General features: G+C 48.5%; 17 protein-coding genes and 1 tRNA gene. 15 read left to right on the top strand and 3 right to left on the bottom strand.

The features are described from left to right. Position 1 precedes the first annotated feature (1 nt). The 8 genes from mutL to NH568_RS12560 all read left to right on the top strand — a co-directional run bounded on the left by mutL (position 2) and on the right by NH568_RS12560 (position 9,003). Positions 2–1,894 carry a DNA mismatch repair endonuclease MutL gene (gene mutL / locus NH568_RS12595; protein ID WP_253047882.1) on the top strand — a complete coding sequence of 631 codons (1,893 nt, stop codon included), beginning with the start codon at positions 2–4 and terminating at the stop codon, positions 1,892–1,894. Between the two features lie 59 nt (positions 1,895–1,953). Further along, on the top strand, positions 1,954–2,871 hold the full coding sequence (miaA, locus tag NH568_RS12590) for a tRNA (adenosine(37)-N6)-dimethylallyltransferase MiaA (RefSeq protein ID WP_253047880.1): 918 nt from the start codon (positions 1,954–1,956) through the stop codon (positions 2,869–2,871). Between the two features lie 78 nt (positions 2,872–2,949). Continuing rightward, positions 2,950–3,213, top strand: coding sequence for an RNA chaperone Hfq (gene hfq, locus NH568_RS12585; protein ID WP_054015980.1), 264 nt, complete (start codon positions 2,950–2,952; stop codon positions 3,211–3,213). A gap of 31 nt (positions 3,214–3,244) precedes the next feature. Then, positions 3,245–4,534, top strand: coding sequence for a ribosome rescue GTPase HflX (gene hflX / locus NH568_RS12580; RefSeq protein ID WP_253047878.1), 1,290 nt, complete (start codon positions 3,245–3,247; stop codon positions 4,532–4,534). A gap of 91 nt (positions 4,535–4,625) precedes the next feature. Then, positions 4,626–5,789: an FtsH protease activity modulator HflK gene (hflK, locus tag NH568_RS12575; RefSeq protein ID WP_138551074.1), complete on the top strand. Its 1,164-nt coding sequence runs from the start codon at positions 4,626–4,628 to the stop codon at positions 5,787–5,789. A gap of 5 nt (positions 5,790–5,794) precedes the next feature. Then, positions 5,795–6,673: a protease modulator HflC gene (hflC, locus tag NH568_RS12570; protein ID WP_253047876.1), complete on the top strand. Its 879-nt coding sequence runs from the start codon at positions 5,795–5,797 to the stop codon at positions 6,671–6,673. A gap of 256 nt (positions 6,674–6,929) precedes the next feature. Next, positions 6,930–8,246 carry an adenylosuccinate synthase gene (locus NH568_RS12565; RefSeq protein ID WP_253047874.1) on the top strand — a complete coding sequence of 439 codons (1,317 nt, stop codon included), beginning with the start codon at positions 6,930–6,932 and terminating at the stop codon, positions 8,244–8,246. A 124-nt stretch (positions 8,247–8,370) separates the two neighbouring features. Further along, on the top strand, positions 8,371–9,003 hold the full coding sequence (locus tag NH568_RS12560; protein WP_253047872.1) for a tetratricopeptide repeat protein: 633 nt from the start codon (positions 8,371–8,373) through the stop codon (positions 9,001–9,003). Positions 9,004–9,009: 6 nt separating this feature from the next. Here NH568_RS12560 and NH568_RS12555 read toward each other — a convergent pair whose 3' ends face one another. Next, positions 9,010–10,866, bottom strand: coding sequence for a sodium:proton antiporter (locus NH568_RS12555; protein WP_253047870.1), 1,857 nt, complete (start codon positions 10,864–10,866; stop codon positions 9,010–9,012). A gap of 641 nt (positions 10,867–11,507) precedes the next feature. On the opposite strand from NH568_RS12555, the gene proB reads away from it, so the two are divergent. Both proB and NH568_RS12545 read left to right on the top strand, forming a co-directional pair. Beyond that, complete coding sequence (gene proB / locus NH568_RS12550; RefSeq protein WP_253047868.1) at positions 11,508–12,599, top strand: glutamate 5-kinase; 1,092 nt, start codon at positions 11,508–11,510, stop codon at positions 12,597–12,599. Further along, positions 12,596–13,843, top strand: coding sequence for a glutamate-5-semialdehyde dehydrogenase (locus tag NH568_RS12545; RefSeq protein WP_253047866.1), 1,248 nt, complete (start codon positions 12,596–12,598; stop codon positions 13,841–13,843). The genes proB and NH568_RS12545 overlap by 4 nt, the downstream gene beginning before the upstream one ends. A 312-nt stretch (positions 13,844–14,155) precedes the next feature. On the opposite strand, the gene NH568_RS12540 is transcribed toward NH568_RS12545, so the two are convergent. After that, positions 14,156–14,231 (bottom strand) — tRNA-Ala (locus NH568_RS12540). 128 nt (positions 14,232–14,359) lie between these two features. Between NH568_RS12540 and NH568_RS12535 the strand changes: the two genes are divergently transcribed. Both NH568_RS12535 and NH568_RS12530 read left to right on the top strand, forming a co-directional pair. After that, positions 14,360–14,752, top strand: coding sequence for a hypothetical protein (locus tag NH568_RS12535; protein WP_253047864.1), 393 nt, complete (start codon positions 14,360–14,362; stop codon positions 14,750–14,752). A 32-nt stretch (positions 14,753–14,784) separates the two neighbouring features. Next, positions 14,785–15,258 carry a prolyl-tRNA synthetase associated domain-containing protein gene (locus NH568_RS12530; RefSeq protein WP_253048006.1) on the top strand — a complete coding sequence of 158 codons (474 nt, stop codon included), beginning with the start codon at positions 14,785–14,787 and terminating at the stop codon, positions 15,256–15,258. Between the two features lie 12 nt (positions 15,259–15,270). Here the strand turns inward: NH568_RS12530 and NH568_RS12525 are convergent, their stop codons facing one another. Continuing rightward, positions 15,271–16,425: an MFS transporter gene (locus tag NH568_RS12525; RefSeq protein WP_253047862.1), complete on the bottom strand. Its 1,155-nt coding sequence runs from the start codon at positions 16,423–16,425 to the stop codon at positions 15,271–15,273. A 217-nt stretch (positions 16,426–16,642) separates the two neighbouring features. On the opposite strand from NH568_RS12525, the gene NH568_RS12520 reads away from it, so the two are divergent. The 3 genes from NH568_RS12520 (at position 16,643) to NH568_RS12510 (ending at position 18,537) form a co-directional block, all read left to right on the top strand. After that, complete coding sequence (locus NH568_RS12520; RefSeq protein WP_046003663.1) at positions 16,643–17,185, top strand: DUF2058 domain-containing protein; 543 nt, start codon at positions 16,643–16,645, stop codon at positions 17,183–17,185. 101 nt (positions 17,186–17,286) lie between these two features. Beyond that, on the top strand, positions 17,287–17,610 hold the full coding sequence (locus NH568_RS12515; RefSeq protein ID WP_253047860.1) for a c-type cytochrome: 324 nt from the start codon (positions 17,287–17,289) through the stop codon (positions 17,608–17,610). Positions 17,611–17,769: 159 nt separating this feature from the next. After that, a complete protein-coding gene (locus NH568_RS12510; protein WP_253047858.1) occupies positions 17,770–18,537 on the top strand; it encodes a class II aldolase/adducin family protein in 768 nt (255 codons plus the stop codon). Positions 18,538–18,543: the final 6 nt, after the last annotated feature.

The following is an 18,543-nucleotide window of genomic DNA, read 5'->3' as shown; positions in this document are numbered from 1 at the left end:
CGTGGCCATTGAAATTTTACCAGCCAGATTAGCGAACCAGATAGCTGCGGGGGAAGTGGTTGAACGCCCGGCATCTGTCGTCAAGGAGCTGGTCGAAAATAGCATTGATGCGGGCGCGACACGCATACAAATAGACATAGAGCGTGGTGGTCATAAGCTCATCCGGATAAGGGACAATGGTGCCGGTATCGTCAAAGATGAGCTGACACTGGCGTTGTCTCGTCATGCAACCAGCAAGCTTAAAACTTTGGACGACCTGGAATGTATTTCGTCGCTGGGCTTTCGCGGTGAAGCGCTGGCTTCGATCAGTTCTGTATCCAGACTGACGTTAAGCTCTAAGCCTGCCGATCAGGAAACGGCCTGGCAGGCGTTTGCCGAGGGGCGTGATATGACGGTGCAGATCCAGCCGACCGCTCACCCTAATGGCACCACCATTGAAGTCAAAGATCTATTCTTCAATACCCCAGCCAGACGAAAGTTCTTACGTACTGAAAAAACCGAGTTTAGTCATATCGATGAACTGATTAAGCGCATTGCATTAAGTCGCTTTGATCTGGCCCTGACGCTGACGCATAACCAAAAAGTGATCAGGCAATTTCGTGCCCGACCGGATCCATACAGTGTGGAGCGGGTTGCTCAGGTAGCAGGTAAAGTGTTTTCACAGCAGGCAAGCTTTGTGGAATCTGGTCACGATGGCCTGAAATTATATGGCTGGGTGTTACCAGTGGGAAGCAGTAATCAGACCCAATACACTTATGTAAATGGTCGGATGATGCGAGATAAATTGATCCTGCATGCTATCCGACAAGCGTTTGAAGAAACAGTAGGAAGCGTTGATACGCCGGGGTTTGTGATTTACCTGGAACTCGACCCAACTCAGGTTGATGTGAATGTGCATCCTGCCAAGCATGAAGTGCGGTTTCATCAGGCACGTCTTATCCATGACTTTATCGTTCAGGCTGTAAAACAAGTTGTACTAAGTGAACGACCTGAGCTGCCATTGCACCAACCGGATACACAAGTGACTGCGGACATGGTAACTGACACTATAAGTCAGAGTGAGCCTGTTGCGTCTGAGCAATTAACCTCACAGCAGACACATCAGCATCAGGTTTATCGAACACCACTACAAAGCGAATATGGCGGGGTACGGAATAATACTTTTTCGTCAGACCACGAACCCTCATCCGGTGCGCGGGGGACGAGTCAAAACACCCGAAGTGGTGCGAAAAGCAACACCAGTTCAGTCTCCGCTAAGCCGCCTCAGGTTAATGTCAAAGAGCTGTATCAGGGGATGTTTACCCCGGCAGAAGCAGTGCAGGTAATACCCGGAGTTGAAGAAGCCACAGTCCATCATGAGACGGTGGTCACCCAGTTTTTGCCTCTGAATAGCGGCGCAGTCCTTTTCACTAAGGCTGGTGACCTCAGGTTGGGCCATTGTCGAGATGGCCTGAAAGAAACCTGGCAGGCACAGCTTGAACAAGACGGTACTTTGCAGGGCAAAGCATTACTATTGCCTGTGCGCGTTAATTTGAGTGCGCAGGAGATTGCGCGTATTACGCAGCAGGAGTCCTGGCTGACTTTATTGGGGTTTGCTATCCAGGCACACGAACGCTATGTGATGGTGAAAAAGTTGCCTTTAAGTCTGTACAGTCTGGATGTGCCCCAGTGTCTGGATAGCGTGTTCGATGCTTGTTCGGCAGAGGCGCAGACATTGGAAGACTGGTTAAACTGGCTGCAAACGACGACGCCGGCAAGTTACTTTGACTCTCAGCACTTTGCGGCAGTCATTGAAAAAATATTAAAAAATGCCAGAAGCTGTGCTCAAATCGAAGCAAAAGCGGTTACAATAGACCAAAGCAAGCTAATAAGCTTGTCCCAACAAGAGTCATAAGATCTTGTCCTGGCTGTAACCCTGATGTGTTGCAGCACCAACAGCAGTAGAGAAACAGTGTGCAAGCAAAACCCGTTATTACCTTGATGGGGCCAACCGCCGCCGGTAAAACCGCGTTGGCTATTGAGCTCTGTCAGCATTTAAATAGTGAGATTATCAGTGTGGATTCTGCACTGGTATACAAAGGCATGGACATAGGTACCGCCAAACCTGATGCTGCTGAGCAGGCTTTGGCACCGCACCACCTGATTGATATGTTGGATCCGGCTGAAAGTTACTCTGTTGCAGATTTTCGCCGTGATGCCATTGCCTGCATTGACCGGTTGCATGAGCAGGGCAAAGTGCCTGTGCTGGTTGGTGGCACTATGATGTATTTTAAAGGCCTGATTGAAGGCTTATCGCCCTTGCCTGAAGCCTGTCCACAAGTGCGTGAGGCGCTAGAGCAAGAAGCAAAAGTGCTAGGCTGGCCGGCTTTGCATGCACAACTGATGAAGATAGATCCGCAGGCTGCGGTGAAAATCAGCGAGAATGATTCTCAGCGTATCAACAGAGCGCTGGAAGTGCACCGTTTAACGGGTAAAACCATGACTGAATTGCAAAAAGCCAAACAAGCGCCTTTGTCTTATCAGTTTCATCAGTTTGCAATTGCCCCCAAGGATCGTAAGATACTGCACGAAAGGATAGAAAAAAGATTTAAAATAATGCTGGATCAGGGCTTTAAAAACGAAGTTTTGGCCTTATATCAGCGAAACGATTTGCATCCGGATTTGCCTTCCATTCGTTGTGTGGGATATCGGCAGATGTGGGAGCATTTGGCTGGCGAGTGCGATTATGAAGAAATGCTCTTCAAAGGGATTGCAGCGACCAGGCAGTTAGCGAAGCGCCAATTAACCTGGTTACGTAGTTGGCCAGATGTCACCTGGCTTGAAACGGACGGGCAAGAAAACTTGCAACGTGTATTAAGTTCGCTAAGCTAATAGAGGTTGGGGAAATTTTTTTATTCAGATTACTTCAACTATCTCAACATAATAACACCTAGAACGAAGGATAAGAACATGGCAAAAGGCCAATCGTTACAAGACCCATTTTTGAATGTCTTACGTCGTGAGCGCATTCCCGTTTCCATCTTTTTAGTTAACGGTATCAAATTACAAGGCAAGATCCAGTCCTTTGATCAGTTCGTAATCTTGCTGGAAAACACAGTAAACCAGATGGTTTACAAACATGCCATTTCGACCGTGGTGCCTGCTCGTGCTGTAAATTTCCAGAACACACAAGGCAATGACAGTGCAGAACATGGCGAAGATGGTAACTTTTAATCGTTTTTAGTCGATAGTAGGAGCGTAATGCTTGTTTGACCGTTATGAAGCCGGCGAACAGGCAGTCTTAGTACATATAGAGTTTCCGAATGAAGGAGATCGAGAAGATCTTCGCGAACTGGAAATGCTAGTGTCTTCTGCTGGTGTTAGTTGTTTGACGGTTGTGCAAGGCAGCCGTCAGGCGCCTCATCCGAAATTGTTTGTCGGAACGGGGAAAGCAGAAGAAATCGCTGAGATTGTCAGAACTCACAATGCAGATGTCATCATCTTTAATCATCAACTCAGTCCCTCTCAAGAGCGCAACTTAGAGCGTGTCTGCCGTTGTCGGGTATTAGATAGAACGACCTTAATTTTAGATATTTTTGCTCAGCGAGCACGAACCCACGAGGGTAAGTTGCAGGTTGAGTTGGCACAGTTGCGACATATTTCAACTCGTCTGATCCGTGGCTGGACCCACCTTGAAAGACAAAAAGGCGGGATAGGTTTGCGCGGGCCGGGTGAAACGCAGCTTGAAACCGACCGCCGCTTGCTCAGAGAGCGCATCAAAAGCATCCGTAAGCGACTGGAGAAAGTTGCGACGGTGCGTGAGCAGGGGCGCCGGGCGCGCAGCCGGAACGAGATCCCCACGGTGTCTCTGGTCGGCTATACCAATGCGGGCAAATCAACCCTGTTTAATCATGTCACGCATGCCGATGTATATGCCGCGGATCAGCTGTTCGCGACCTTAGACCCGACATTGCGTAAGCTTGAAATTGCCGATGTCGGGCCGGTCATTTTTGCCGATACCGTTGGTTTTATTCGCCATTTACCTCATGATTTGGTGGCTGCGTTTAAAGCTACACTGACTGAAACCCGCGAAGCAGATTTGCAGCTTCACGTCGTGGATGTGGCTGATCAGAGAAGAAAAGAGAACATAGAAGAGGTACAATCGGTCCTCAAAGAAATTGAGGCGGATGAGATTCCTCAGTTGCTGGTTTACAACAAAATTGATCTGGTTGAGGAGATCAACCCTAAAATAGACAGAGACGATCAAGGCGTACCAGTGCGTGTGTGGTTATCTGCACATACTGGTGAAGGCAGTGAATTGCTTGAGCAGGCGATTTCAGAGCTATTAGCAAAGAAAATTTTTGCCCATAAGCTCATCGTACCACCTGCTTTTGGCAAGTTACGTGGGGCTTTGTTTAACCTCAATGCAGTCAATGGTGAGTCTTATGACGAGACCGGAAACTGGCTGCTGGACGTCAGATTGCCACAGGCAGACTGGGAAAGACTTAAAAAAGAGCAGGGGCAGGAAATAGAGCAATTTGTGGTTGGGGATTGAAAAAGCCATATATCGCACGCATTTCTCTATTAGATCTCTGTGTTTTTTGTTAGATTTAGATTAATTCATTTTATAACAATGGAGTATAGCTATGGCCTGGAACGAACCGGGTAATAATGGCAATGATAACGACCCGTGGAAAAACCGCGGTGGTCGTGATCAGGGGCCACCTGACTTAGACGAGGTATTCCGCAAATTCAACAACAAGTTTGGCGGCATGTTTGGCGGTAAGCCAGGCAAAGGCGGCGGAATAGGCGGTGCCGGTACGGTATTTGTGCTGCTGATTGCTTTTGTTGTTTGGGCACTGAGTGGTATCTACACAGTAAAAGAAGCAGAACGGGGCATCGTGCTGCAATTCGGTGAATTTAACCGTATCGCCGAGCCGGGTCTGCGCTGGAAAATGACCTTTATAGAACGTGTTATCCCCATTGATATTGAAGCGGTTCGCTCTTTGTCGGCATCCGGTTTTATGCTGACTGAAGACGAAAACGTGGTGAGTGTTGAGTTCGAAGTGCAGTATCGAGTGGTTGACCCGACTTTGTATCGCTTCAGCGTAACCGATGCCGATCACAGCTTACAGCAGGCGCTTGATAGTGCATTGCGTTATGTTGTGGGTCACTCTCGCATGGACCAGGTCTTAACAACGGGCCGTGAATTGGTACGTCAGCGCACCTGGGATGAACTAACCAAAATCATCGAGCCTTATAATTTGGGTATCATCGTCACCGATGTGAACTTTAAAGATTCACGTCCGCCTGCAGAAGTAAAAGATGCGTTCGATGACGCCATCGCAGCACAAGAGGATGAAGAGCGTTTCATTCGTGAAGCAGAAGCATACGCGAGAGAAATTGAGCCGCGTGCTCGTGGTCAGGTAACGCGTATGACGCAAGAAGCGGAAGCATATCGAGAGCGCATCACACTGGAAGCGCAGGGTGAGGTTGAGCGCTTTGAAAAGCTGCTGCCAGAATACCAAGCTGCCAAGCAGGTTACCCGTGAACGTTTGTACATCGAAACCATGGAACAAGTGCTGGGTAGCAGCTCTAAAGTCCTGGTTGATGTAAAAGGCGGCAATAACATGATGTATCTGCCACTGGATAAGATTATGCAGCAAGGTAAGCCGGGCACGCAGGTTACCCTGCCAAGCCAGAACGACATCAATCAGCTACGTCAGTCACTGGGCCAGTCACGCAATAGTACGGTAAACAGTAGTGATGACCGTTTTTCGCGTGACCGTTTTAACAATGGTGGGAGGTAACTGACATGAAAAACATGACTATCGTAGGATTGCTCGTTGTTGCATTTCTGACTTTTTCATCGGTGTTTGTTGTGACAGAAGGGCAACGTGCCATTGTTTTACTATTCAGTAAAGTGCAAAAAGACAGTCAGGACAATGCCGTGGTCTATGAACCTGGTCTGCACCTGAAAGTGCCTTTTTTCAGTCAGGTACGTCGTATTGATGCACGTATTCAGACTTTGGATGGCGCACCAGATCGTTTCGTAACCAGCGAGAAAAAAGACTTGATCGTCGATTCGTTCGTGAAATGGCGTGTTAATGATTTCTCCGCGTACTATCTGCGTGCCAGAGGTGACAAGCAATATGCTGAAACCCTGCTGAAGCAGAAAGTGAACAATGGTCTGAGAACCAACTTTGGTTCACGTACCATCAAAGAGATCGTGTCGGGTGAACGTAGTGAACTGATGGAAGAAGCACTGGTACAGGCCTCTGAAAGTGCTCGGGAGCTGGGTATTGAAGTACTGGACGTGCGGGTTAAGCAAATCAACCTGCCAAATGAAGTGAGTAACTCTATCTTCCAGCGGATGCGTGCTGAACGTACCGCGGTGGCAAAAGAGCACCGCTCTGAAGGTCAGGAAAAAGCAGAGATCATTCGTGCTGAAGTAGACCGTCGGGTAACGGTTATGCTGGCGGACGCGGAGCGTAATGCACGTGCTGTGCGTGGTCAGGGTGACGCGCTAGCGGCAAAGATTTATGCCGATGCATATAACAAAGATCCTGAATTCTTTGGCTTTGTTCGCTCACTGGAAGCATATAAGAATACCTTCACCAATAAAGGTGATGTCATGGTGTTGTCACCTGACAGTGAGTTCTTCGATTATATGAAGAACAAAAAAGGTGAATAAGACAGGGCACGTGTTCAGTAGATGACACAGCCTGGTCAACGTAAGAACCCCGCGGCAGCGGGGTTTTTTGTACCTGCATGTTCATACCCGGCTGCTATAGGGAAATCACCACTGCTTGTGGGCAATGTATTAGTTGAAGAAAACCTCTTAATTTCATTGGGATCCCAGCAAGTGCGGAAAAAATAGCCGTAATGGGGTGTTTTGATCGGGCTTTTCTGATAAAATCTGCGCCTAATTTTTTCTAAGTGATTTTGCAATGGGTAAAAACGTCGTTGTATTGGGCACCCAGTGGGGTGACGAAGGTAAAGGCAAGGTTGTAGACCTGCTGACAGATAAAGCTTCTTTAGTTGTTCGCTATCAGGGCGGGCATAACGCTGGTCATACGCTGGTCATTAACGGTGAAAAAACCGTTCTGCACCTTATCCCGTCAGGCATTTTGCGTGACAACGTTAAGTGCGTTATCGGTAATGGTGTGGTACTTGCACCGGACGCACTAATGAAAGAAGTGCGTATGCTGGAAGAGCGCGGCGTACCTGTACGTGAACGTCTGCTGATCAGTGAAGCATGTCCGTTGATCCTGCCATACCATGTTGCTTTAGACCAGGCACGTGAACTGGCCCGTGGTAACAAAGCAATCGGTACAACCGGTCGTGGCATCGGCCCAGCCTACGAAGATAAAGTAGCGCGTCGTGGCCTGCGCGTTGGCGACCTGTTCAACCCTGAGCAGTTTGCTGCGAAACTGAAAGAAGTACTTGAGTACCATAACTTCAGCCTGGTTAACTACTACAAAGTAGACCCAGTTGACTTCCAGAAGACATACGATGAAGCAATGGAAATTGCTCAAATCCTGAAGTCTATGGTTGTTGACGTAACTGAGCTGTTGGATCAGACGCGTCTGAATGGCGACAACATCTTGTTCGAAGGTGCTCAGGGTACGCTACTTGACATTGACCACGGTACTTACCCATATGTTACCTCTTCGAATACCACAGCAGGTGGTGTAGCAACGGGTGCTGGTTTTGGTCCTCTGCACCTGGATTATGTACTGGGTATTGTTAAAGCCTACACCACACGTGTTGGTTCAGGTCCATTCCCAACAGAGCTATACGACGGCCTGGACAAGCAAGATCCAGTTGGTAAGCACTTAGGTGAGAAAGGTCATGAGTTTGGCGCAACCACTGGTCGCTTGCGTCGTACTGGTTGGTTTGACGCTGTTGCTATGCGTCGTGCAATCCAAATCAACAGCATCTCGGGCTTCTGTCTGACTAAGCTGGATGTACTGGATGGTCTTGAAACTATCAAGATCTGTACTGGTTATCAGTTGGAAGATGGCACGGTAACAAATGTGACACCATTGGCCGCAGAAGGCTATGAAAAAGTCACGCCAGTCTACGAAGAAATGCCTGGCTGGTCTGAAAACACTTTTGGTGCGACCACCGTTGAGGCGCTACCAGAAGCCGCTATCAACTACATCAAGCGTCTTGAAGAGTTGACTGGTGTACCAATCGACATCATCTCAACCGGCCCGGACCGTGTTGAGACAATGATTGTTCGTAACCCTTTCGGCGAATAAGAATTCAAGAAAAAAGCTGCTTCGGCAGCTTTTTTTATGTCCGAAGTTTACCCGCCACACCAACCGACGTAGTGGCACATTTATTGTATACTTAACATCAGTGTGTCACAGATACGTATTGAACATGAACAAGCATTTAAGTCTATTTTCAACTCTGATTGTAAGTACCTGCTTACTTTTTAGCGTATGCTCTAATTCAGAGGAGGCGATTGAAGCTGTGCCTCTTTACAGCCAAGCTGAGTTACTGGAACTGATTAGTCGCAATGCTCATCTCAAGCGTGTTAAAGACGATGAATGCCAATTGGTGCAGGATATTGAGGCCCGTGCCGAAATAATGGCGCTGCCATCTTATCAATTTCTGTATGGCGATATGCTGGCCTACGCAGTCTGTGTAGACCGCAATGTCGAGCTTGGGCTGTATTATATGCGTAAGGCTGCAGAGCAGGGGTTAGCGCCTGCGTTGGAGCAGCTTGGCCGCTATTATGATCTGGGCAAACTGGTACAGATGGACAAACGCATGGCGATCACCTATTTGCGTGAAGCGTCAGTATTGGGCAATTTGAAGGCTCAGCTACGACTGGTCGATTTGTTTAACAAAGGGTATGGCAGCCCAAGAGATTACGAAGATGCTTATCGCTGGCTGTTCCATGCAGCTGTCGCAGACAAAAAGCTGCACAAGCGTATCGAAACAGCCCTGGCGTTACTGGCGCAGAAAATGCCGGACAGTGTGGTTAAACGTGCCCGGCTACCGATGTAAGTAATACTAATCTCCCAGTTTTTCTCCGATCGGGGCCTCTTTTTGCGCCGGATCTTTCAGAACCGACAACTTGGGAGGTTGCAGTGCTAGTACCCGCTCTCCACTGCCGGGGGCGTTTTTCATATCCGTTGTAAAGGGCCGCACTGGCAGACCGTCGTCATTTTTGCCTGCTTCTCCAATGATAAACAGCGGTATCGCTTCTTTATTCACATCCTGATATTGCGCCCAGGTAAACTCTTCCGATAAGCGGGTCGCGCTCACCTTTCCCCCTTTGGCCATCATACTGCTTAATTTGGCATAATTCCCCTCATCTCCAAACAGTAACTGACGCGACAGGAAGGTTGCACTGTCTTTGTTTGCTTTGGCGTGATTCGTAGAGGACTTAAGAGAAAATACATTCTGCTCCCCCAGCAGGTGAGAAAAATACTGTACACCGAGTGCGTTATGGTGGCGATTGGGCGACAGTGCCATGACTGATTTTAAGCTGGTGAGTGGCAGGTAGCGTTCGGCATGCTCCGATTGCGGGTTACCATAATAACAGGGCAGGCCGTCCATGCGTGCCATTTTGCAGTTTTCCCAAGCCGGATCAGACAGGTAGACGTCGACACTTTGCTCCTTTAAGCCTTTGGCGATTGCCCGGGATACATGGTTGGCACCAATCAGCAACAGGGTATTAGGCGCTGGCTGGCGGACCTTGAGCAGACGCGCCAAAGGCGTAGCCGTCAGGCTTTGCAGTATCACTGTGATGATGATCACAGTGAAGATTAAAGGCACCATTTTGTTGGCATCGGGATAGCCTGACTGCATCATGCTCAGTGCGAATACGGAACCCACCGCTGCCGCAACGATACCGCGAGGCGCTATCCAGGCTAGCAGTAACCGAGAGCGCAGCGGTAGATCACTGCCAAATGTCGATACTGCAATACTCAAAGGGCGGGCAATGAACAGCACGATGGCCAGAAAGATGAACACATCACTATCGAGCAGCATCAAATCTTCCAGTTGTAATCGAGCGGCCAGAAGAATAAACAAGCTGGAGATCAGGATCATCGACAAGTCTTCTTTGAATTCCAGCACCGAATCGATTTCCAGGTCATCCTGATTGGCGAGCCAGATACCAAAGATAGTCACCGCAAGCAGTCCGGATTCATGGCTCAGGTGATTTGCCAGGGTAAAGCTGAACAGTACCAGCGCAAGAATACCAAATTTGTGTAGTTCGTATGGTAACCACTCTCGGCGAATGATAGTGGTAGTCAGCCAGCCAGCTACGATCCCCACAGAGGTGCCCACACCCAGAGTTGAAAACAGCGCTAACATGGTATGGCTGAACACGGCGGCCTCTCCCACCTGGTTGACCGCTTCAAACACCAGAACAGCAAATAACGCGCCGATGGGGTCGATGACAATACCTTCCCAGCGGAGGATCCGATCAATGTCTTTTTCCGGTCGCATGGCGTTGAGCATCGGGGCTATCACGGTCGGACCTGTGACCACCAGTACTGCGCCCAGTACCGCAGCCACCCGCCAGTCAAGTTCCAACAGCCAGATAGCACTGGCAGTGAGGATAGCAAAGGTCGTTAACATGCCGATGGAGCACAGGTTTCGCACCACCTTGCCGATGCCTTTTAATTCATGAAAATGTAGTGTGAGTGCACCTTCAAATAAGATAATGGCAACAGACAAAGAAACAACAGGAAAGAGTAAATCACCAAGCAGCTGGTCTGGTTGTAATTGTCCTGAGACTGGACCCAGCAACAAGCCGGTGAGAAGTAAAAATAAAATAGCCGGAACCCGACAGACCCAGGCAAGCCATTGGGCTAAAACAGAAAATAACGCAATCCCGGCAATATAAATAGCTGACATAGCTGCTCCCGCAAGTTGGGGTAAATATAATTATAGTGTTTGCTTGGTTATAGCACAGACAAACCACAAATAAAGTGTTTACATTGCTTTAAGTGTGATGAGCCGAGCATGTCTGGCGGTATCGCTAAATAGTAAGTCAGATAATTACACCCTTGTAATATTATGAAAGATATAGACTATTAATTTTGTTTATGATGGTTATAAATCAAAATCACGTGACAGGGTTGAAATGTAAGGTAGATCCGCGCTAAGGTATAAAGCGTTTATTCGAGCGGGCTTTGCGCCCATCATCAATCTACTCATGTGCGCAATTATTCATTGCGATCAGACCTTTTTTGCCGCACCAAACCATGGTGAGCCTGCAAAAAACGGTCCGACCCGGAGAGCTGGTCTCTCAGGTCACAATCAATCTTTCTTAGTTTTCGCAGCCACAGTTGCTTGTTAGTACTGAATCTTTCAGTGCGTGCTCGTCAGGGGTCTGTCTGTTTACCGTTTCGAAATGTATGCTGTATCCGTGTGAGTGGGTATTTCGAAGCCGTTGTTATCTTATCTTTTATATGGTCGCGTATGCTGACAAAGAAGCGTTGTAGTATCAACCAGAATACTGCGCGCATGAGGATATAAGGTAAAACGGAAAAAACATGTCAATCGAAACATCTCAACGCATAGTGATCAAAATCGGCAGTGCGTTAATCGCACCAGAGCAGGACGGTTGCCGCTCTCGTTACCTGCTTAGCATTGCCCAGTTTATTGTGCAGTGTCGCGCCAAAGGCAAAGAGGTGCTGCTGGTGTCGTCCGGTGCTGTGGCAGCCGGGTCGCACCTGTTCAAAAACAAAGACAAGAGTTCGGTGGCGGTGAAAAAAGCCATGGCGGCAGCAGGGCAGACAGAAATGATCTCGACCTGGGAGCGCTTTTTTGATTTTCCGTCGGCCCAGTTATTGCTGACTCACGGCGATTTACGTGACCGTGATCGCTACAACAGTATTCGTGAAACATTGTTCACTTTACTGGAGCAAGGGATCCTGCCTATTATCAACGAGAACGATGCGGTAACGACAGACGATCTTAAGGTCGGTGATAATGATAATCTGTCAGCCATGGTGGCAGCGGCGGCGGATGCCGATTGCCTGATCATCTGCTCTGACGTGAACGGCCTGTACGATAAAGATCCCAATAAAAATCCGGATGCCAGATTGCTGGACACGGTGGGTGAGCTGACGCCAGAGATTTATGCCATGACCAGCGGCCCTACCAGCAGTGTAGGTACTGGTGGTATGAGGACCAAGTTACAGGCGGCGGAAAAGGCTACATCCCATGGTATTGTGACCTATATCGTGAATGGTTTTAACGAAGATACCTTCTCTGAGCTACTCAATGGAGCGAATCCTGGTACACGTTTCCTGCCTTATGATACGCCGATGCAGGAGGCTGTGCACTGGATGACGCACACCGCGTCGGAGCAGGGGGAGCTGATCGTCGAGGCAAACGAGTTTGATGAACTGAGTTGTGATGACATAGTAGCAGTCAATGGTGACTTCTCGGCGGGTGAAACCGTGCTGGTGAGAAACGAAGATGGCCAGAAGCTGGCCAAGGCAAACAGCAATTACAGTAGCTGCTTACTCAACTTCATTGCCCAGCAAGACAAAGATATAGTGACCGAGAAAGTTCAGGACAGTATAGGCCCGGTCATCTCACAAAATGATATTGCAGTATTTGAGGAAAGAAATTCATGAGTTTAATTACAGAAATTGCACATAGTGCTGCGCAGGCGGCAAAAACCCTGGCGCTGCTATCGACCACACAAAAAGATGCGGTATTGCGCGGTATGGCTGGCGCACTCAGAGCCAGCATGGATGAAATCATTCATGCTAATCAACAGGACCTCGAAGCTGCGCGAGAAAACCAGTTGCCTGCTGCCATGATTGACCGTTTAACACTCACGCCTGAGCGCATAGAGGATATGGCGCAGGGTATAGAAACCATTATCGAATTACCCGATCCGGTTGGCACCGTTCGGGAGCTGGGCACTCGGCCCAACGGTATCGAGATCAGAAAAATGCGCGTTCCTCTGGGAGTGGTGTGCATGATTTATGAGGCTCGACCGAACGTCACGGCTGATGCCGGCGCTTTGTGCTTTAAGTCGGGCAATGGTGTTATCCTGCGCGGCGGTAAAGAAGCCCTGCAAAGCTCACTGGCCATCGCCAAAGTCCTGCACGGTGTGCTGGAAACTCACAGTTTGCCTACGGCGCTGATCAGCGTGATCCCCGACCCGGATCGCAGCCTGATGATGGAACTGATGCAGCAAAAAGATTACATAGATCTGATCATTCCACGTGGTGGTGAAGGCCTGATCCAGTTTGTCACACAAAACAGTACCGTGCCGGTGATCCAGCACTTTAAAGGGGTGTGCCACTTGTATATCGATAAAGCAGCCGATCTCGACAAGGCACTGCAACTGCTGCTCAACGGTAAAACTCAGCGCACTGGGGTTTGTAATGCACTCGAAGGTTTGATAGTGCATCAGGATATTGCCGGGCAGTTTTTGCCGCAGGCCGCACAAGCCCTGCAGCAGCGTGGCGTTAAGATCAATGCTGATCAGGCAAGTGCCGGTTACTTCGACGGTGCCACCGTATTGGCAGACGATGAGTTTGGTGAAGAGTATCTTAGTCTGGAGATTGCAGTCAAACAAGTGGCTGATTTCAGCGGCGCCATTGCGCACATTGATCGCTTTGGTAGCCACCACACTGAAGTGATCTGTACTCAGGATCCGCAAACGGCAGAGCTGTTCCAGCGCAGTGTTGATGCCTCTGTTGTTATGGTGAATGCCTCGTCACGATTCAGTGATGGTGGTCAGCTGGGCTTAGGCGCTGAGATTGGCATTGCAACGACCAAGCTGCATGCTTATGGTCCGATGGGACTGGAATCGCTGACAACAGAAAAATATCTGGTCAATGGTGAAGGCCAGATAAGAAATTAGTATCTAATACCAATTTCACTTAATACCTGTTCAATTTGAAGGAGCAAATATGACGCTAACTGTGTTAAAAATTTCTTATTTAGAACAACTAAATAGCAAAATTTTTGCCTTGCCTATATGGACGTAGGTACCTCAGCGATAGCAGGACGCGTGAGCGGTGTTATCGACGATATTTTCTCGCCTCAAAATGGAACACTTAATTAAGCAAATTGGTATTATTGGGTACAAGGATGTGCCCTGAAAATAGCCTAACAGACAGCCTGTTTATGTGGCTTTTGAGTTTGGGATTAATGAGAAAGGAAAGGCGGAAAGTGGTGGAGCTAAGCAGGATCGAACTGCTGACCTCCTGCGTGCAAGGCAGGCGCTCTCCCAGCTGAGCTATAGCCCCACTTCCGGTGTCGATTTGACGGTGAGAATTTAAATCATTTTTCTACCCAGCGTCAAGCCTTCGACTCAAAAAACTTGCCAAGATGCCGCTTTGCTTTGTTACACTGGGCAAAAAACACAGAGAAATTTATGATACGTGTGAGTCTACTGTTCGGCGCCGCCCTACTGCTCAGTGCTTGTAGTAGTAAGCCAGAGGCACCACTTCTGGAAGTTGAAAGCCAGCAATTACATCAACGTGTGAACGCCAAAGGACAAGATGAGTTTGCTTTTGTCGTCACGGTGAAAGCCACCCCACAAATGAATTTGGATACCAGCAAACCGGTTTCCCGACGCGAGTTGAAACGCTTTGCGCAGCAGCAAAGGGTAGAGGACTCCCCGGAGCTTAAGCTCAAACTGGAAGACGAAGCGGTTGTCAGACTCAGGCAGGCACTGGAGGATGCCAGTTACTGTGGAGCTGGCTACAAGATAGAACGGGTGTTCTGGCGTAATCGGAGTGTCCAGCTGCGTGGGGTGTGTCAGTGAGCGTATTGACTGTCGATGCGCTGGCAGCACTCATGGACAGACTAAACATATCCTATCAGGCATACCAGCATCCTCCATTGGCGACTTGTCAGGATGCTGACCGGCTCGATCTGGCGCGTGAAGGCACGCGTCTGAAAAACCTGTTTCTGCGAGATAATTACGGTCGGCAACACATTCTATTGATCACTACTGCGAGTAAGCAAATTGATTTGAAGGCATTATCCAAACAGCAAGGCTTATCTCGCCTGGGGTTTGCCTCTGACAGTCGACTACAACACTATCTGGGCATAAAGCCAGGGTGTGTATCCGCGCTGGCGACGGCCAATGACCCCCAGCAGCATGTCCAGCTGTGGCTGGATGAGAATCTACGTCAGGCTGCTTTATGGCAATGCCATCCTTTCGAAAATGATAAAACCTGGGTGTTGTCCTTGGCTGATCTTGAGCTAGTGTGGCAGCACACAGGCCATCAGCCGCAGTGGCTGGCCTTACCTGAACGACAAACCTGAACCACAGAGCAGCTATAGAGGAAGGCTGGCTCTGCTGGACCGCGCATAATGGTGATTACGCCATATCAACACTAACCCGGCGATACACATTATCAGTAGAGACAGCAAAAAATAAGGCAGTCCCCAGCGCTGATAGATGAGACCCGGCAGGTAGGAACCCAGTGCACCGCCGCAGTAATAAAATGAAACATAGGCGCCATTGGTCACAGTGGATTCGGCACGGCTAAGCTGATTAGCAAGAGGGGCGGCACTGGCATGGATCATAAACATACAGGCGCAAAACAAGGTAAAGAGCACCAGAAACAGCCAGAAGTTATGCCACAACATACCCACAATAGTCAGACAATACACGGCAAATAAGCCACTTAGGATCAGCCACATACTGGATTGCAGCCTACTCAGCAATGGCGTAGACAAAGACAGGCAAGCACCAACCAGGTAACCTGTGTAGACCCAGCCGATCAGACGAGGATCGCTTATTTTGTAGTCGTTGCTGAGGATAAAGGGCAAATAGTTGAGTAGCGCGGCAAAACAAAAAAACATACAAAACACCGCCCCATAGAGACCTAACAAATCAGCCTGTTTGAGTGGTTTGAGATATGCTAAAGGGTGATTGGCCGGACTGTTGACGACCTGAGCTCGTTGTGGCTTTATCCACAAAGCCAGTATTATCAGGACAACGGCATTGAGCAGGTAAAAGCTCTGCCAGTCGAACCACACCGCAAAGTTGGCAGCTAATGTGCGGCCAAGGTAACCTCCGGCAATGGTGCTGCCAATATACCAGCTCATTGACCGCTTCAGTTGGTTATGCTGGTAAGTTCGGCCCAGATAACCGGTCATTGCGGTGAGGGCGGCCGGAAGTAACAGACCCTGCATAAAGCGTATTGCCATCATCCATTGAAAATCCCCACTGAACGCAAAACCAATGCAACATAGTGCCAGCATCAGCATGCTCCCTTTGATGATCCGCAATGGATTACGTTTCGTAAATAATAATCCATAGCAAATAGGCGCAATAGCCAGTGGCAGCATAGTCAGCGACATAAGCATACCTGCTTTTGCCGGCGCGACCTGATAAGACTCTGCAAATAAAGACAACAAGGGTTGAGGGGCGTACAGCACACAAAAAATGGCAACAGAGCACAGCAGCAAGTGCGGCAGAGACATAATCTATCCATAATGATCAAATCGCGCTCAAATTATGCCTGCCGAATCACAGAATTGCGAAGTAAATCACAGAAAACTTGCGTTAAATCATATTTTTTAGTGCCGACTCTGCTAGATTTTTGAGGTGTAAAATTTTTCTTCCGGAATGCTTACCAGCAGTGGTCAAATTCGTCCACTGCGTTAAAATAGCGTCAGTCTAGTTTTATGGAGTGGCATTATGGGATCTCTACAAGATCAACTTTTGAAAGCGGGCCTGACCACCGAGCACAAAGCCAAAGTTGCGAAGAGCGAAAAACGCAAAGCGCAAAAGAAAAAGAAGAAAAAAGGCGCGACCAGCGACGTCAGCGATCTGCAAAAACACATTGAACAAACTAAGCAAGCTCAGCAGCAAAAAGCGGAAGAGCTCAACAAGGCAAAACAGGCAGAACTCAAAGAGCGTGAGCAGGTTGCCAGGGTGAAACAAATCCTGGAGCACCATAATCAGGATGAGATCCGTGGCAATGTGACCTTTAACTTTACTTATGAAAGTAAAATTAAAGAGCTGGATGTGAATGCACAAACTCAGCAGGCATTAGCAAAAGGCAGACTGGCGATATGCGTACTGGAAGGTCAGTTTTATGTCTTACAGGACGAGCCGGCACGTAAGATTGCTGAAGTAGATGAAAAGTACATTGTCTTTCATGTTGAAGATGATCAGAAAGATAAAGACGAAGATGATCCGTATGCGGACTTCGAAGTCCCGGATGATCTGATCTGGTAGGCACAGCAGCCGTACCTGTAAGCTCACCGTCATGAGAGTATGGATAACAGTGCGGCATAGACTACACTTGAATTGATCCGTTATATAAGAAGAGAAAAGATATGAGCAAGATGAAACAACTGATGTTGGCCAGCACGTTGGCCGTTGCTGCCCTATCAGCTGGTACTGCCAGTGCAGCTGATGGTAAAGCGCTTTATACTGCAAAAATGTGCCAGACATGTCATGGCGCAGAAGGTAAAGCACCTATCATGCCTGTGTATCCTAAATTGGCTGGACAAAATAAAGAATACTTGTTGGCACAGATGAAAGACATTAAATCAGGTGCGCGTAGCAATGGTATGTCTGCGGCGATGAAGGCCATGACAGCAAATGTATCTGACGCAGAGCTGGAAGCCATTGCCGATTACCTGTCAAAAGTTCAGTAACATTGACAGTTAATAAAAAAACCACCGCTTGTCGGTGGTTTTTTGATCCACATCGACTATTCTGCTTTCTCCCGGCTTGAGTTATTGCATCCCGGAGATGAGTGTTTTAGACTTCTATACATCCAAAATAAATTGGGCTTTATAACAAAAGGAAGGGCCATGTTTGAATTGCCGAAACTCAACGTAAAAGACAAAGTCAGTGAGCAAGAGTGGCGACTACGTGTTGATCTGGCAGCGTGTTACCGTTTGGTGGAGCACTTTCGCTGGGGCGATCTGATCTATACACATATGTCTGCACGTCTCCCTGGTACCGATCATTATCTGGTTAATGCCTTTGGGCTGAGTTTTGATGAAGTCACGGCCTCCAACTTAGTAAAGGTGGACCTGCAAGGCAATATTCTGGACGATACGCCGTTTGAAATTAACCCAGCCGGTTTTACCATTCACAGTGCCATTCATGAAGTGCGTGAAGATGCGCACTGTGTGATCCATCTGCACACCAAAGAGACCATTGCAGTTGCGAGCCTGGAAGGTGGGTTATTACCCCTAAGCCAGCACAGTATGTTCTCTTTGCCTTCATTGTCTTATCACGAATACGAAGGCCTGGCGGTGAATGATGCTGAAAAAGCCCGGTTGCAAAATGACCTTGGCACAACCAACCATATGCTATTGGTGAATCACGGCGGCCTGACAGTCGGACCAACAGTCGGTGATGCTTTTATGCGCTTTTATGATCTACAGCGCGCCTGTGAGATCCAGGTCGCGATTCAGGCAACAGGTCGACAAGCCATTGAAGTTCCGCAACCCATTCAGGACAATATTTATAATCAGGCAAAGGTGGTGCACAGTGGTAGCACCGGTGGCCAATTAGCCTGGCCTGCCATGTTGAGAAAGGCATACCGCCTGGATCCTGGCTTTGCCGAATAGGAGTCA

This window comes from Pseudoalteromonas sp. XMcav2-N, assembly GCF_024124545.1.
In the GTDB taxonomy this organism is placed as follows: domain Bacteria; phylum Pseudomonadota; class Gammaproteobacteria; order Enterobacterales; family Alteromonadaceae; genus Pseudoalteromonas.
The sequence above is the reverse complement of the archived record's forward strand: the minus strand, read 5'-3'. Positions and strand labels throughout refer to the sequence as shown.